Annotated in this window: 14 protein-coding genes; 8 read left to right on the top strand and 6 right to left on the bottom strand. The window is 71.4% G+C overall.

All coding sequences use genetic code 11. The features are described 5' to 3' along the window. Window positions 1-116 precede the first annotated feature (116 nt). Window positions 117-923, bottom strand: a complete 807-nt coding sequence (locus D7W81_RS15280; RefSeq protein ID WP_120556107.1) for an alpha/beta hydrolase family protein — start codon at window positions 921-923, stop codon at window positions 117-119. Between the two features lie 108 nt (window positions 924-1031). Here D7W81_RS15280 and D7W81_RS15275 point away from each other — a divergent pair, with 108 nt between their 5' ends. The 3 genes from D7W81_RS15275 (at window position 1032) to D7W81_RS15265 (ending at window position 5637) form a co-directional block, all read left to right on the top strand. Beyond that, window positions 1032-4628 carry a serine/threonine-protein kinase gene (locus D7W81_RS15275; RefSeq protein WP_244227224.1) on the top strand — a complete coding sequence of 1199 codons (3597 nt, stop codon included), beginning with the start codon at window positions 1032-1034 and terminating at the stop codon, window positions 4626-4628. Between the two features lie 167 nt (window positions 4629-4795). Then, window positions 4796-5140, top strand: a complete 345-nt coding sequence (locus tag D7W81_RS15270) for a VOC family protein (protein WP_120556106.1) — start codon at window positions 4796-4798, stop codon at window positions 5138-5140. Between the two features lie 17 nt (window positions 5141-5157). Then, window positions 5158-5637, top strand: a complete 480-nt coding sequence (locus D7W81_RS15265) for a PaaI family thioesterase (protein WP_120556105.1) — start codon at window positions 5158-5160, stop codon at window positions 5635-5637. Window positions 5638-6072: 435 nt separating this feature from the next. On the opposite strand, the gene D7W81_RS15260 is transcribed toward D7W81_RS15265, so the two are convergent. After that, on the bottom strand, window positions 6073-6975 hold the full coding sequence (locus D7W81_RS15260; protein ID WP_120556104.1) for an SDR family oxidoreductase: 903 nt from the start codon (window positions 6973-6975) through the stop codon (window positions 6073-6075). A gap of 81 nt (window positions 6976-7056) precedes the next feature. On the opposite strand from D7W81_RS15260, the gene D7W81_RS15255 reads away from it, so the two are divergent. Next, complete coding sequence (locus D7W81_RS15255; RefSeq protein ID WP_120556123.1) at window positions 7057-7677, top strand: TetR/AcrR family transcriptional regulator; 621 nt, start codon at window positions 7057-7059, stop codon at window positions 7675-7677. 12 nt (window positions 7678-7689) lie between these two features. Here the strand turns inward: D7W81_RS15255 and D7W81_RS15250 are convergent, their stop codons facing one another. Continuing rightward, window positions 7690-8181: a hypothetical protein gene (locus D7W81_RS15250; RefSeq protein ID WP_120556103.1), complete on the bottom strand. Its 492-nt coding sequence runs from the start codon at window positions 8179-8181 to the stop codon at window positions 7690-7692. Between the two features lie 77 nt (window positions 8182-8258). After that, window positions 8259-9956, bottom strand: a complete 1698-nt coding sequence (locus tag D7W81_RS15245) for a sigma 54-interacting transcriptional regulator (RefSeq protein WP_120556102.1) — start codon at window positions 9954-9956, stop codon at window positions 8259-8261. Window positions 9957-10097: 141 nt separating this feature from the next. Here D7W81_RS15245 and D7W81_RS15240 point away from each other — a divergent pair, with 141 nt between their 5' ends. Continuing rightward, entirely contained in the window at window positions 10098-10709 is a 612-nt protein-coding gene (locus tag D7W81_RS15240) for a DUF2378 family protein (RefSeq protein WP_120556101.1), read from the top strand. A 20-nt stretch (window positions 10710-10729) separates the two neighbouring features. Next, a complete protein-coding gene (locus tag D7W81_RS15235; protein WP_120556100.1) occupies window positions 10730-11134 on the top strand; it encodes a TonB family protein in 405 nt (134 codons plus the stop codon). On the opposite strand, the gene D7W81_RS15230 is transcribed toward D7W81_RS15235, so the two are convergent. Then, window positions 11118-12131: a zinc-dependent alcohol dehydrogenase family protein gene (locus D7W81_RS15230; RefSeq protein WP_120556099.1), complete on the bottom strand. Its 1014-nt coding sequence runs from the start codon at window positions 12129-12131 to the stop codon at window positions 11118-11120. The two genes, D7W81_RS15235 and D7W81_RS15230, sit on opposite strands and share 17 nt — an antisense overlap. Window positions 12132-12356: 225 nt before the next feature. Here D7W81_RS15230 and D7W81_RS15225 point away from each other — a divergent pair, with 225 nt between their 5' ends. Then, entirely contained in the window at window positions 12357-13835 is a 1479-nt protein-coding gene (locus tag D7W81_RS15225; RefSeq protein WP_120556098.1) for a S28 family serine protease, read from the top strand. Between the two features lie 3 nt (window positions 13836-13838). On the opposite strand, the gene D7W81_RS15220 is transcribed toward D7W81_RS15225, so the two are convergent. Next, a complete protein-coding gene (locus tag D7W81_RS15220) occupies window positions 13839-14744 on the bottom strand; it encodes a LysR substrate-binding domain-containing protein (protein ID WP_120556122.1) in 906 nt (301 codons plus the stop codon). 106 nt (window positions 14745-14850) lie between these two features. Between D7W81_RS15220 and D7W81_RS15215 the strand changes: the two genes are divergently transcribed. After that, window positions 14851-15386: alcohol dehydrogenase catalytic domain-containing protein (locus tag D7W81_RS15215; protein WP_158621599.1), on the top strand; the 536-nt coding region annotated here is incomplete at its 3' end.

Here is a 15386-nt window from a genome sequence, read left to right as displayed (position 1 = left end):
GGCCTCACGGACCGAAGGACAGGGTGCGCATCCGGCGGCGCGAGCGGACGCAAGGCATTGCCCCCGGTTCCCCGTCCGAGCGGGGAACAGTGGGCACGGCTGGCTGGCTGCTCATCTCAGCGCAGGGTGCGCACGGCCTGGACCACGCGAGGCCATTCCTTGGAGCGCGGGTCGATGAGCTCGAAGTGGCCCGCGCCCTTCAGGGGGACCAGGTGCACCGGGTCCTTCTGCTGGACGCCCCAGGCGTGGAAGCCCTCGCTGACCTTCAGCGGGACGGTGTCGTCCTCGGTGCCGTGGAGGAGGACCTGGGGCAGCTTCAGTGGCTGGAGGGCGGCGGGGGACGCCACGGCGTAGCGCTCGGGGAACTTCTCCGGGGTGCCGCCCATGAAGGTCTTCACGATGCCGTTGCCCAGGTCCAGCGCCGCGCCCTGCGCGAGGTCCAGCACTCCAGCCAGGGACACCACGCCCTTCAGCTTCAACGGTGCGTCACGGTACAGCGGCTGCTTTGGCGTGAGGCGGTGCCGCGCGGCCAGCCACATGGCCAGGTGTCCGCCTGCGGAGTGGCCCATGGCCACCACGTTGGAGAGGTCCAGCCCCAGCGATGGGGCCGCGTCCACCAGGTGGTCCGCCGCGGAGGCCACGTCCTCCAGGGTGCCGGGGAAACCGCCGCCATCCTGACCCACGCGCCGGTACTCCACGCTCCACGTCGCGAAGCCGCGTTTCGTCAGGTCCGCGCACAGGTGGCCCGCGTGCTCCAGGCCGTACTCGGCGCGCCAGAAGCCGCCGTGGACGAAGAGGACCACGGGGTGCGGGCCCTTGCCCTTGGGTTTGCGCAGCTCGGTGAACTGCTGCGGGGCTCCGCCATAGGCGATGCGCGCGTCCGGCGGCGGCTGCGGCGTTTCCAGGACCCACATGGAGCTCATGCGCGCATCTTGGGAACGGGCGGGCGGACACCGCAAGTCGCGCCGCGCCGCCGTGTGGCCAGGTGCGTGGAGGATGGCGGCTCCGGTACGCTTCCTGGCGTGCGTGAGATGAACGAAGCGGAGCTGCGCATGGCCCTGGCCGAGGGCCTCCTCTCCCGCGAGGACATCGAGGCCGTGCGCGAGGAGGCGGCACGGCGTGGCGTCTCTCCGCTCCAGCTTCTCGTGGAGCAGGGACGAATCAGCGCGGATTCGCTCGTGTCGCTGCGCCGGAGCATGGAGGCCGAGACGCCGCCTCCTCCTGTAAGCGAGGCAGAGCGCCCGCACGACCATGCACTGCATGCGCCTCTCCGCGACGGAGACCGCCCGCGCGACGGTACGCCGCAGGGCCCCGCGCATGCCGCCGCGCCCGCGCGCATGGGCCCGCCGCCGGGCACCGCTGACGACACGCTGTCTCCAGGCGCCGCGTCACCTGCTGTGTCCGACGGGCCCGCGTTCCCGGTGCCGCACTGGACGCTCTACCGGCCCGTGCGTTTCCTGGGTCAGGGCGGCATGGGCCGCGTCTTCCTGGCTCGGGACCTGCGGCTGCACCGGGACGTGGCGCTGAAGTTCGTTCGCGACGAGGACCCGGAGCTGTCCCGCCGCTTCATCTCCGAGGCCCGTGCCCAGGCCCGCGTGGACCATGAACGCGTCTGCCGCGTGTACGAGGTCGGCGAAGTCCAGGGCCGCGCGTACATCGCCATGCAGTACATCGCGGGAGTGCCGCTGCACGCCCTGGCCGGCACACTGTCCGTGGAGCAGAAGGCGCTCGTGCTTCGCGACGCCACGCTGGGCGTGCACGCGGCCCATCTGGCCGGGCTCGTGCACCGCGACCTCAAGCCCTCCAACATCCTCGTGGAGCGCGGTGACGACGGCGCCCTGCGCCCCTACGTCATGGACTTCGGTCTGGCGCGCGACTGGTCCAGCGACGATGCCGCCACCGCTACGGGCACCGTGCTGGGCACGCCCCAGTACATGGCTCCGGAACAGGCCCGGGGCGAAGTGTCCCGCCTGGACCGGCGCGCGGATGTCTACAGCCTTGGCGCCACCCTGTACCACCTGCTCACCGGCCAACCGCCTGTCACGGGTGCCAATGGATTGGAGGTGCTCGGGCGCATCGCCACCCAGGAACCCCGCCGTCCTCGTGAGCTGGATCCGGAGCTTCCGGCGGACCTGGAGGCCATCGTCCTCAAGTGCCTGGAGAAGGAACGCTCGCGGCGCTACGGCTCCGCGCGGGCACTGGCGGAGGACCTCACGCGGTTCCTGGAAGGCGACCGGGTCCTCGCGCGCACCGGCCCCGCGTACCGCGTGCGCAAGTGGGTGGCCCGTCATCGGGTCGCCGTCGTCGTCGCGGGCATCACCGGGCTCGCGGTCGCGGGCACCGTGGGCCAGGGCGTCATGGCCCGGCGCGAGGTCTCCCAACGCGAGGCCCTGACCCGGCGCTTCACCGAAGGCGTCGAACGCATCGAGGCCCAGGCCCGCTACTCCGGTCAGGCCCCCCTGCACGACACGCGGCCGGACCGCGAGGCAATGCGCGCCCGCATGCGCGACATCGAAGCCGCCATGCGCGACGCGGGCCCTGTCGCGGAAGGCCCGGGCCATTACGCATTGGGACGCGGGTTCCTCGCGCTGGGGGACGAAGAGGCCGCGCGCACGCACCTGGAGGCCGCGTGGACCCAGGGCTTTCGCGAGCCCCGTGTGGCGTATGCGCTCGCGCGGGTGCTGGGCCACCGCTACCAGCGCGAGCGGCTGGAGGCGGACCGCATCCCGGACACCACCAGCCGCGAGGCGAAGCGGCTCGAAGCCCGGACGCACTCTCGCGACCCGGCGCTGGCCTTCCTGGAGCAAGGCCGTGGCGCGGAGGTGGCCGCCCCTGAGTACGCGGAGGCCCTGCGCGCCTTCCACCAGGAGCGCTTCGAGGACGCGCTGAAGTCACTGGACGCGCTGGGCACGCGGCTGCCTTGGTTCCACGAAGCGCCGCTGCTCCGGGGCGACGTGCTGCTCGCCCGCGCCGTGCGCCATGCGCTGGCGAGTGAACGCGACGCGGCCCGGGACGACCTGGAGGCCGGACGCCGGGCCTACGACGCAGCGGCGGAGATTGGCCGGAGCGTGTCCGCAGTGCACCGTTCGCGCGCGGAGCTGGAGCAGGAGGCCCTGCTGCTGGAGCTGTCCGGCAAGGGGGACGTGCTGCCCGCGTACACGCGCGGGATGGAGGCCGTGTTACGCGCACGCACGGCGGCTCCGGATGAAGCGGACACCTGGGTGCTGGAGGCACGGCTCCACCGGCGGCTCGCCCAGTCGAGCCTGAGCAGCGGGGGCGACGTGGAGCCGCTCCTCACGCGCACGCTCGACGCGGCGAAGGAGGCACTGAGGCTCGCTCCCGGAAAGGTGGAGGCACGCCACGCACTGGCCATGGGCTGGTGGCAGTGGGCCCGCTACCGGCAGGACCGGAGCGAGGATCCGCGCGAACAGCTGCGGGCCGCTGTCGCCGCCTTCGAGTCCATCCCGGAGTCCGCGCGCGACTACGACTTCCACCTGGACCTGGGGCTCGTCTTCAAGGTGTGGGCGGATTCGGAGGACGGACGTGGTGGGGATTCGCTGCCCTTCAGACAACAGGCCATCGCGGCCTACCGGCGAGCGTTGGAGCTGGATGCGAAGCGGCCGGATGCGTGGATCAACCTGGGCACGGCCCATGTGAATCGCGCCAACCATCCGCGCGCGCCGTCGAAGGACGCGGACCTGGAGGAGGCCCGGACGGCGCTGGAGCGCGCGAGCTCGCTCGACCCGGGCCACGTCGTCGCGTGGTTCTACCTTGCAGAGGTCCACCGCACGCTCGCCCTGCGCCTGCGCGACCACGGCGGCGACGCGGGGCCGGGACTTGCCCGAGCGCTGGAGGCCTACCGCCACGGCGTCGCCATCAACGCGAAGCTGCCGCCGCTCCAGAACGGCGTGGGCACCGTGCTGCTCGACCAGGCCCGCGAGGCGTGGGACCGGGGAGACGCACCGGAGCCGTTGCTGGACCCGGCGGAGCAGGCCTTCACCCAGGCCATCGCCATCGCGCCCACCGTGGGCTTCGCGCACAACAACCTGGGCGAGGTGCGCATGTGGCGCGCGACCTGGCGCCTGCTGCGCGACCAGGACCCCACCACGAGCGCAAGGGAGGCCCAGGCCGAACTCCAGCAGGCCACCACGTTGCTGCCCGGACTCGCCGAGCCGTGGGCCAACCTGGGCCAGGTGCACCACACCGTGGCCGTGTACGCGCTGAAGCAAGGGAAGGATCCACGCCCGTCGCTCGCCCAGGCCATGGAGGCGCTGGAGCGTGCGCTGAAGCTCAACCCGTCGCTCGCCCAGGCGTGGCGCTGGCGGGGCGAAGTGAGGGCGCTCCAGGCTCGCGAGGAAGCCCGGCGGGGACAGAAGCCAGACGCGTCCTTCCAGACCGCGGCGGGTGACTTCCAGAAGGCACTGGAGCTGGAGCCCGAGAACCTGGATCCGCGCCTGGCCTACGCCTGCTTCTTGCGGACATGGGGAGAACAACAGGCGTCTCGCATCCACCTCCAGCAGGGCCTGTCCCTCACCGAAGCCGTGCTCACCGCGCGCCCTCGGTGGAGGGACGCGAGCAGTCTCCGCGACGACCTGCGCCGTGCGCTCGCGAAGCTGCCGCCGGGATGACCCGTCGCCGCTCGAGTCATGGCCGGCCTCACGCAGCGTGCCTGGCGTCGGCGCGTGCCACTCACGCTCCACGCGCCACGGCTCGTGACGGCGCCCCACGGCTGTCAGGCTCGCCTGTCGCCGCTCGAGTCATTGCCGGCCTCACGCAACGTGCATAGCGTCGGCGCATGCCGCTCGCCCTCTACGCCGGGATCGCCGTCTCGAACTACGCCACGGCTTGTGACTGGTACTCCCGGCTGTTCGGAGGGCCGCCCACGTTGGTCGCCACGCCCACGAAGGCGGTGTGGGACCTCGCGGAGCACCGGTCCGTGTTCATCGATGAGCGCCCCGAGCACGCGGGCCATGCGAACCTCAGCATCTTCGTGGACGACCTGGACGGCCTCGTGGCCCAGCTCGCCGAACGGGGCATCCACGCGGAGCAGCAGGAGACGTACAGCGACGGTGTCCGGAGGGCCACGTACCGGGACCCTGACGGGAATGAGATTGGCTTCGGCAGCGCCCCCCAGCTCTGACCACCGGGAGCACTTCGATGAGCACCAGCAGGCCTCCTTTCGGACCGCAGGTCTTCACGCCCGCGGACGCCGCCTTCGAGCAGCGCGTTCGCGCCAGCTTCGCGCGCCAGCGCGTCATGGACACCCTCGGCGCGACGCTGACCTCCGTGTCGCCGGGTGAGGTCGTCATCGAGCTGCCGTTCCGGGAGGACCTCACGCAGCAGCACGGGTATCTGCACGCGGCCATCGTCACGGCCATCGTCGACAGCGCCTGCGGCTATGCGGCGTACTCGTTGATGCCCGTGGACGCCGCTGTCCTGACCGTGGAGTACAAGGTGAACTTCCTCGCGCCCGCCGCCGGCCGGAAGTTCATCGCGCACGGACGGGTGACGAAGCCCGGCCGGACGCTCACGGTCACCACCGGTGACGTGTTCGCGGAGACCGACGCGGGCCTCAAACCCGTCGCCACCATGCTCGCGACGATGATGGCCGTGAGCCACCGGGAAACCTCGGGCTGAGACGCCCCAAGAACCGTGCCACGCCTCGAACGCCCGGCGTCGAGGATGCGCGGCTCACCCGGAAAACGGACTCACGACCCAAGCCCCGGGCATCTCTGATGGAGCCGCCTGCCCAGCCTTGGTCCGCCCAACTGGTCCGACTGTCGGACCAGTTCGCGCGCTGCGCCTCCGCCAGAGGCCCCCTGCCCGGCCGTGGTCCGCCCAACTGGTCCGACTGTCGGACCAGTTCGTGAACTGCGCCGCCGCCAGGGGCGGCCCTGGCAGGGTTCTCACCTTCTCATCCAGGTGGACCGGTTCAGGTCCGAAGGATTGACGCAGGGGGGGCCCCCACCCGCTCGACCAGGCCAGGCGGGAGTCGTCGGTCCATCAGTTCCCGGGGGACCGCGCTTCAGCCCCGGCCCGCGGAACCGCTCCGCCGGCCCGCCGCCACCGCGCTCACAGGTTCGAGCCAGCGCCCGGCGCGAAGTAGTGGTCGCTGTCGAGGTCCTCCAGGAGGCCGGGACCTTCGGGCCGCCAGCCGAGCAGTTCGCGCGTGCGGGCGCTCGACGTAGGGACATCGAGCGCGAAGAACGTCGCCAGGATGCCGAGGAAGTGGCTCGCCTCCGCCGGCGTCTTCGACTCGACCGGCACCCCCAACCGGCGGCCAATGATGTTCGCGATGTCCCGGGTGGGCACGCCCTCGTCCGCGACGGCATGGAGCCTGGAACCAGCGGGGGCCCGCTCCAGTGCGAGCCGGAAGAGCCGGGCCGCGTCGCTCCGGTGCACGCCCGGCCAACGGCTCGCCCCGTCCCCGACGTAGACGGCCACGCCCTTCTGGCGGGCGGAGTGGATGAGGTACGGCACGAAGCCATGGTCGCCCTTGCCATGCACCGAGGGCGAGAGCCGCACGATGGACGTGCGCACGCCACGCTCCGCCAGCGCGATCATCGCCTCCTCCGACAGGCCGCGTCCCCGAGAGGGCGCTGCATCGGTTTCCACGGCGGCACGACCCGACGCGAGGCCAAACAACCCCGAGGCGATGACGAGGGGCCGCTGGGAGCCCTCGAGCGCCGCGCCCATGGCTTCAATCGCGCGCGTGTCGGCACGCATCGACTCCTCGTAGTTGGAGAAGTCGTGGATGAACGCCAGGTGGATGACCCCGTCCGCCTTCGCCGCGCCCTCGCGCAGGCTGTCCAGGTCGTCCAGCGAACCGCGATGCACCTGGGCCCCCGCCGCCTCCAGGGCCCGGGCCGAAGCCTCCGAGCGGGCAAGCCCCACCACCTGATGCCCCGCCCCCAGCAGTTCAGGGACGACGGCCGAGCCAATGAAGCCAGACGCACCGGTCACGAATACGCGCATGGAAAAGCCCCTTGATGTCAGTTGCTGACATCACTCCTAACAAGTGATGTCAGTGACTGCAATCAGGTTATGCTTCCGCCCATGGGCCGCTGGGAACCCAACGCACGAGACCGGCTTGCACAGGCCGCGATGACCCTGTTCCAGGAGCACGGGTACGACCGGACGACGGTGGAGGACATCGCCGCGCGCGCGGGTCTCACCGAGCGGACCTTCTTCCGCTACTTCACCGACAAGAAGGAGGTCCTGTTCGGGGGTTCGGAGGTGATCCACGAGTGCCTCGTCACCACCATCACGGAGGCCCCGCAGGGGACCACGCCGCTCGACGCGGTGGCCGCCGCCCTGGAGGCCATGGCCCCCTTCTTCAAGGACCGCCGTGACCATTCCCGGGCGCGACAGGCGCTGCTCGTCGCTCACGCCGAGCTTCGGGAGCGCGAGCTGATCAAGCTGGCCTCGATGGCCTCGGCCGCCGCAGAGACGTTGAGAAAGCGCGGCGTCACCGAGCCCGCCGCGAGCCTGGCCGCCGAAGCGGGCATCGCGGTCTTCAAGGTCGCGTTCGAGCGCTGGCTCGAGGACCCGAAGGCGCAGGACTACTCCCGGCACCTCCAGCTCGGACTCGAAGAGCTCCGGGCCCTCACCGCGAGCACGGAGACGAAGAGTCCACGGCCGCCCGCGAAGCCGGCCAGGGCCCGTGGCAAGCCCTGACGGGCCCCCGCGTCAGTCCTCGCCGCGTCCGGTGACCTCCAGCGTGCCGTTGATGGTCTCGGTGACGCCCTGGGGCTGCGTGCACTTGGAGCAGTCGCTCGTCGGGCAGGACCACAGCGACGTGGTCGCTCCCGGTTCATCGCTGGCGCTCAGCGTCCATGAGGCGCTCTGGCACGCCGGCACCGGCAGGGGGTTCTGCGCCCCTTCCGTGAGGAGCCCGCCGCGCGACACACCGATGCACCGGTCCTGCTGCACCTGGGACACGAAGCTCACGGTCTGACCGGCCCGCACCTGCACCGTCTTGGTGCTGAAGTGCACCTTGCCCTCCGAATCGGCGGTGATGTTCACCACCGTTCCGCCTTCGGGTGGCGGCGGGTTCACAGCGCAGGGCTGCACCGGACCGGTGCTGGCCGACGCGGTTTCGGAGGAGGTGGAGCGGGAACCGCTGGCGCAGGCCAGCAGCAGTCCGGTGAGGCACAGCGGGAAGAGGACGCGGCTTCGCATGGGGAACCCTCCAGGGGGATGAGCACGGACGGCGTGATGACTCAGCAGCCAGCGTGCCACGCGTCGCGACTGTCCGCTCACGTCCCCTTCGCCACCAGGCCCAGCTCCTTCAGCCGCCGCCCCAGCGCCCGCTTCGACACCTCCAGCGTGCGCACCATCGCGTCCAGGTCGCCGCCGCACGCCTCGAAGGAGCGGGTGATTTCGTCCGCGCCCAGGTCCCCCGCGGTGCGCAGGTTCGGGCTCCGCTCGATGAGGTCGTAGACGGACGGCCGCGGAATCCCCAGCGCGTCCGCCGCGGCCTTGAGGTCCCACGCGCTCGTCCGCAGCGCGGCCAGCAGCTCCGCCTCCGTCACCTGCGAGGGCTTGCGCCGGGGCACCGCCGCCTCGCGCTCCTCTGGAGCGCCCGCGCTTCGCGCCGGGGACATCGGGGCTCCAGCCACCGCGCCCGCCCCCGAGGCCCGCGCCGAAGCCGCCTCCTGAGCCACCGCCGCTTGAACCGGAGCCTGGACGGACACCGCCACCTCTGGCACGCCCAGCAGCTCATCCAGCTGCGAATCCGCATGGAGCCGCTCCTGCCCCCGGCTTCCAATGACCAGCTGCCGCGTGAGGTTGCGAAGCTGCCGGATGTTGCCCGGCCACGCCGCGCGAACCAGCCGCGACGCCAGCGGCGCGGGCAGCCACGGCTCCGCGTGCGGGTCCTCCGAATCCAACCGCGCCGCCTCACCCAGTGCCGCCAGCTCCTCGCGCGCGAAGTGGAAGAACAACCGGCCCACGTCCTCGCGCCGTTCGCGCAGCGCGGGCACGCGCAGGTCGTAGCCCGCCAGCCGGTGCAGCAGCGGCGCCTTGAAGCGCCCGTCGCGGATCTGCTCCTCCAGGTGCGCGTCCGTCGCGGCGATGAGCCGCACGTCCACCGTCACGGGCTGGCTCGCGCCCACGGGGTACAGCTCCCCTGTCTCCAGCACGCGCAGGAGCATCACCTGCACCTCCGGCGGCGCCTCGCCCACCTCGTCCAGGAACAGCGTGCCCCCGTGCGCGGCGCGGAAGAAGCCCTCGCGGTCCCGCGTCGCCCCCGAGTACGCGCCCTTCTGCGCACCGAACAGCTCCGCTGCCGCCAGCTCCTTGGGAATGGCGCCCAGGTTCACGCTGACGAAGCGCCCCGCCTTGCGCGGCCCCAGCCGGTGGATGGCCTGCGCCACCAGCTCCTTGCCCGTGCCCGTCTCGCCCCGGATGAGCACGGACACATCCAGGTCCGCCACCCGCTCGATGTGCTTGCGCAGCCGCCGCAGGCCCGCGCTCTCACCCACCATGCCCAACGTGTCCGCGGCGCCCTCGCCGTCCAGCTCCACCGGGTGCAGCAGCACCACCACGCGGCCTGACAGCTCCAGCGTCACGCCCTCCCGCCACTCCAGCGGCGAGAAGTCCCGCGCGCCCTGGAGCGGCACGCCCGCCGCGACCACGTGCGTGCCGTCCTCCGGCACCATCAGCCGCACGCCTCCGTCCGGCAGGGCGGAGAGCTCCAGCGGCTTGCGGCTCACGAACGGATCCGCCAGCGGCAGCCCCAGCGCGCTGCCCGGCTTCGCGAAGTCCGGCGCGTTGCGCGACAGGGCCACCGGACGCCCCGCCACCAGCGCGTCCAACAGCCGCCGGTCCCCCACGCGCCGGGGCACCGGATGGGACACCACCGTCAGCGCGGGCACCACGCGAGGCGCCCCCCGCGAACCTCCGCGCTCCTGCATCGCGGCCGTGGAGATGTCGGCGAGGGGGTCATGCGGCATGACCACGACCCTACCGCACCCACCTCGCCGCCCTTCAGCGGCTTGCCGCACTGCGTTTTCGAACAGTCCGCGCGAAGTTCTTGAAGCCTGGGAACCTACCGGGTTGAGACAGCCCCGTTCACACGGGTAGCGTGGGAGGACATGCCGATCCCCGAGCGCCTTGTGTTCCAGCAGAGCTTCGAAGGGCTGATTCGCGCCCTGGGAGACCATCTGGACGAGCCATGCGCGCGCCAGCTGCGCGAGGCCGGCATCGACCCGCGAGGAAAGCTGGCGGTGGCCTATCCGCTGGAGGTGTGGGTGGAGTCGCTGAAGCTGGCGGCCTCCGTGCTCGCGCCCGCGGCCACGCTGGACGACGGCGCGGAGGTGGTGGGCCGGCGCTTCCTGGAGGGCTACGGGGCCACGCTCATCGGCAGCGCGCTGCTGGCCGGAGTGCGGCTGCTGGGCCCGCACCGGATGCTGGAGCGGATGACGCGCAACCTGCGCACGGGCACCAACTACCTGGAGGCGCGGCTGGAGCAGACGGGGCCCACGCGCTACGTGCTCACCTGCCGCCCGGTGGTGGTGGCGGGCTTCTACCGGGGCCTGTTCACCGCCGGCCTGGAGATGAGCGGCGCGCACGGCGCCTCCGTGGTGCTCATGCGCGCCGCGGGCGACGCGGCGGTGTACGACCTGTCCTGGCTCCCGGAGAAGAGCGCCGGCAAGCCTCCCGAGGTGAAGGCCCCGTTCTCCAAGGGCACCCAGCCGAGGAGCTGAGCGGGCCCTATATTCGGCCCATGCTCCGCATCCCGAAAACCGCCGTGGTGGTGCTCGCGCTGGCCCTCGCTTCCGGGGCCCTGGCCGCGAGCGGCAGCCCCCAGCTGCAGACCTACTTCCAGGGCTCGGTGGACAGCCCTGCCTACCAGCAGCAGGCCTTCCAGCGCGTCGCGAAGGCCTGGAAGCAGCCGGGCCCCAAGGGCACGCCGGCCCTGGGCCAGAAGACCATCGTCCAGGCCGTGCTCGGCAAGGACGGCAAGCTCATCTCCACCGCCATCCTCACGGAGTCCGGCTCCAAGGCGTGGGACGCCGCCGCGCTCGCCGCGGTGAAGAAGGCGGCGCCCTTCCCGCCCCTGCCCAAGAGCTCCACCGCCCCCACGCTGGAGGCCCACTTCCACTTCGCGTGGGTCAGCTCACCTGGATGACAATCTTCCCGAAGTGCGCGCCCTGCTTCATGTGCTCGAAGGCGGCGCGCGCTTCCGCGAAGGGGAACACGCGGTCCACCACGGGGTGGACGTCGTGGAGTGCGAACGCGCGGGTGAGGGCCTCGAAGGACTGACGGTGCCCCACGAACACGCCCTGCACGCGCAGGTTCTGCATCAGGATGGGGACCAGGGACACGGAGCCCGCCCCGCCGGACAGCACGCCAATGACGGACACGGTGCCGCCCACGCGCACCGCCTTGAGTGACTTCTCGAAAGTCCCCGAGCCGCCCACCTCCACCACGTGGTCCACGCCCACGCCGCCGGTCAGCGTGCGCGCCGCCTTCTCCCAGTCCGGCGTGGTGACGTAGTTGATGCCCTCCTGCGCGCCCAGCTTCAGGGCCCGCTCCAGCTTGTCGTCCCGGCTGGACGTGACGATGACGTGCGCGCCACACAGCCGGGCAATCTGCAGCGCGAAGATGGACACGCCGCCCGTGCCCTGGACCAGCACGGTGTCCCCGGGCTTCAGCCCGCCCTGCGTGACGAGCGCGCTCCACGCCGTCACCGCCGCGCACGGCAGCGTGGCGGCCTCCTCGTCGGACAGGTACGAGGGCGTGAGCACCACGCCGTCCTCGTGCAGGAGCATCGTGTCCGCGAGCGCGCCGTCCAGCGGTCCGCCCAGCGTGGTGGTGATGCCAGCCTTGGTGGGCTCACCGCCCTGCCATCCTTGCGCGAACAGCGTCATCACCCGGTCCCCGGGCTTCACGCGGGTGACGCCCGGGCCCACCGCGTCCACCACGCCCGCGCCGTCCGAGTTGGGCACCAGCGGCAGCTTCTGCCGGGGGTTGTAGCGGCCCTCCACCATCATCAGGTCGCGCGAGTTGAGGCTCGTGGCCTTCACGCGCACGCGCACCTGGAAGGGTCCGGGCACGGGGTCCGGCCGCTCCGCGCGCACCAGGTTGTCCAGACCGAAGGCTCCGCGAATCTCGTAGACGTTCATTGTCCGGGACCTTAGAGCCAGGGCATTCCACCGAACAGGGTCCCACCCTGTGAAGGGCCAGTGGCCGACGACCGCGCTGGCCAGACACCTGCGCCAGGGTCAGCCGTTGCCGCGACTCACCTCCACGGCGCAAGGAATTGCCCCCGGGGCACCTGGGACGTCCTTCTTCTGGAAATACATGAACGGCATGTTCGTTCTGTCTTTCACCCAAGGAGGGATTTACCCATGTCACGTTTCTTCGGTCGTCCCGCGGTGCTGGCGTGCGCGCTGGCACTGGGGCTCCAGGCGTGTGGAGGCAGCGAGCTTCCGCCCGAGTCCATCGCCCCGAGCGCAACGGAGGTCCACGCGCAATCCCTGACACAGGACGCGGCGCCGGACATCCTCGCGCAATTGCAGGCGATTCCCGGCCTCACGGTGGTGCAGGAGCGGCCGGCGCCCGCGCCGGGCGTGCGCTTCTTCGTGCTGAGCTATGACCAGCCGGCGGACCACCTGCGTCCGAACGGCACGCGCTTCCAGCAGCGGCTGACGCTGCGCTACCGGAGCGCGGAGGCGCCCATGGTGCTGGCCACCACGGGGTACGGCCTCAACACGTCCTCTGGCCAGACGGAGCCGACCTACCTGGTGCAGGGCAACCAGCTGCAGGTGGAGCACCGCTTCTTCGGGCCCTCCATCCCGCAGCCCGCGGACTGGAGGCTGCTCAGCATCGAGCAGGCGGCAACGGACCATCACCGCATCGTCCAGGCCCTCAAGCCGCTCTTCCCCGGCAAGTGGATCAGCACCGGCGGCAGCAAGGGCGGCATGACGTCGCTCTACCACCGGACGCTCTTCCCGCGCGACGTGGACGCCACGGTGGCCTACGTGGCCCCCAACAGCTACGGCACGCAGGATCCGCGCTATGTGCGGTTCCTGAACAAGCTGGGCACGCCCGAGTGCCGTGAGAACATCCGCGCCTTCCAGCGTGAGGTGCTGGCGCGGCGCGCGGAGACCGAGCCCCTCTTCCAGGCGGCGGGCGCGGCCTCTTACGGCAGCACCTACGACTTCCTGGGCGTGGACAAGGCGCTGGAGTTCAGCGCGCTCGAGTTCGCCTTCGCCTTCTGGCAGTACGGCGACGCGTCGCTGTGCGATTCGATTCCCCTGCCGGGCGCTCCCGCGGAGGCGCTGGTGGGCTTCCTGGACCAGGTGGTCGGCCTCTCGTACATGAGCGACGGCGACCTGGACTACTACGCGCCCTACGACTTCCAGGCCGCGACCCAGCTGGGCAGCTACGCGTCCGAGGAAGCCCACCTGCGCGGCGTCCAGCGCTACCCGCGCGGCTACGACCCGCGGGCGCTCGTGCCCTTCGACATGCGGCCGTACCCCTTCAACCCGTTCGCCATGCCGCTCGTGGAGGGCTGGGTGAAGGCGTTCGGCGAGCGCATCCTGCTCGTCTACGGAGAGAACGACCCCTGGTCCACGGGCGCGTTCAGCGTGAGCGCGCGCAATGACTCGTACCGGTTCTACGAGCCGGGCGGCAACCACGGCGCCCGCATCACGGGCCTGCCGGAGGCGGACCAGGCCGTGGCGCTGGAGCGGCTGCGCACCTGGGCGGGGCTGCCCGCGGAGAGCACCGCGGCCATGAGCCTGCGGGCCAAGAGCGCGAAGACCTCGCCGGAGCCCATCACCACGGGCGTGGTGGACCGCCGCCGCGGCCCGCCGCGCGACTGACGCTCACGTCCTCTCAGCGGTCACCTCGCGGGCCACGTCCAGGAAGGCGCGGAACGCGGGGGACACCTGGGCGCGGCTGGGGAAGTAGAGGAACAGTCCCTCCTCCCACGCCGCGTACGGTTCCAGGACAAGCTTCAGGGTGCCGCGCTTCAGGCGCGGCACGATGGTGGGCTCGAAGGCATACATGAGGGCCAGGCCCGCCTCCGCCATCGCCACCTGCACCTCCTCATGGGTGGCGAGCAGCGGGCCACGCACCGGGATGCGCCACTTCTTCCGGCCCCGCTCCAGCTCCCAGGCGTACCGCACCCCGCCGGACGGAGTGAGGATGCTCAGGCAGTCATGCTCCAGCAGGTCCTCAGGCTTCTGGGGAACGCCCTTGCGCTTGAGATATGACGGCGCGCCCACCACGACGTAGCGGAACCGCTTGGACAGCCGGACCTGCACCATGTCCCGCTCCACGGACCCGAAGGGGCGGATGCCCGCGTCCAGGCCCTCCGCCACGATGTCCACGAAGCGGTCCTCGATGCGCAATTCCACCTCCACCTGGGGATGGCGCTGGGCGAATCTCAGCAGGAGGGGCGTCACCACCGTGGACAGGGAGATGGTGGGCACGGACAGCCGCACGCGGCCGGTCACCTCGCCCGCGCTGGCCGTGGCCGCTTGAAGCGCCTCCAGCGCCTGCTCCACGGAAGGGCCCGCGCGCTCCATCAACCGCTGTCCCGCGTCCGTCAGCGCCACGCTCCGCGTCGTCCGGGTGAGCAGCGGCACGCCCAGCCGCGCCTCCAACTGGCGCACCTGCTGGCTCAGCGCGGACGGGGAGAGGCCCAGCTCCGTGGCCGCCGAAGCGAAGCTGCGCCGACGTCCCACGGCGAGAAAGGCATTCAGGGCATTGAGCGGGGTGAGGGCCATTCGGAAGTTTTCCGACATGCCGCGTGCGGATTCCATCCCTTTCATGAAGGGGGCCTCCATCGCATGTTTCCGGGCGTCAAGCGGCACCACCCCAGGAGCACTGCCCATGATTCCCGCTCGCGGCTACGCGGCCCCGGACGCCCGGTCCCCTCTCACCCCCTTCCAGTTCGAGCGCCGCGAGCCCGGCCCGCGCGACGTGCAACTGGAGATCCTCTACTGCGGCGTCTGCCACTCGGACCTGCACATGGCCCGGAACGACTGGGGCTTCTCGCCATACCCGCTGGTGCCGGGGCACGAAATCGTGGGCCGGGTGGTGCGCGTGGGCCGCGACGTGAAGAAGTTCCAGCCGGGGGACCTGGCGGGCGTGGGCACGATGGTGGATTCATGCCGCGCCTGCGCGGACTGCCGGGACGGGTACGAGCAGTACTGCAAGGTCCAGGGCGTCCTGACGTACGGCAGCCCGGACAAGGACGGGAAGACCTTCACACAGGGCGGGTACTCGGACAGCGTCGTGGTGGACGAGCACTTCGCGCTGAAGGTGCCCGCGAACCTGGACCCGGCGGCGGTGGCGCCGCTGCTGTGCGCGGGCATCACCACGTACTCGCCGCTGCGTCACTGGAAGGTGGGGCCGGGGCAGAAGGT

This window comes from Corallococcus aberystwythensis (assembly GCF_003612165.1).
In the GTDB taxonomy this organism is placed as follows: Bacteria; Myxococcota; Myxococcia; order Myxococcales; family Myxococcaceae; genus Corallococcus; species Corallococcus aberystwythensis.
This window is presented reverse-complemented; position numbering and strand designations above follow the sequence as displayed.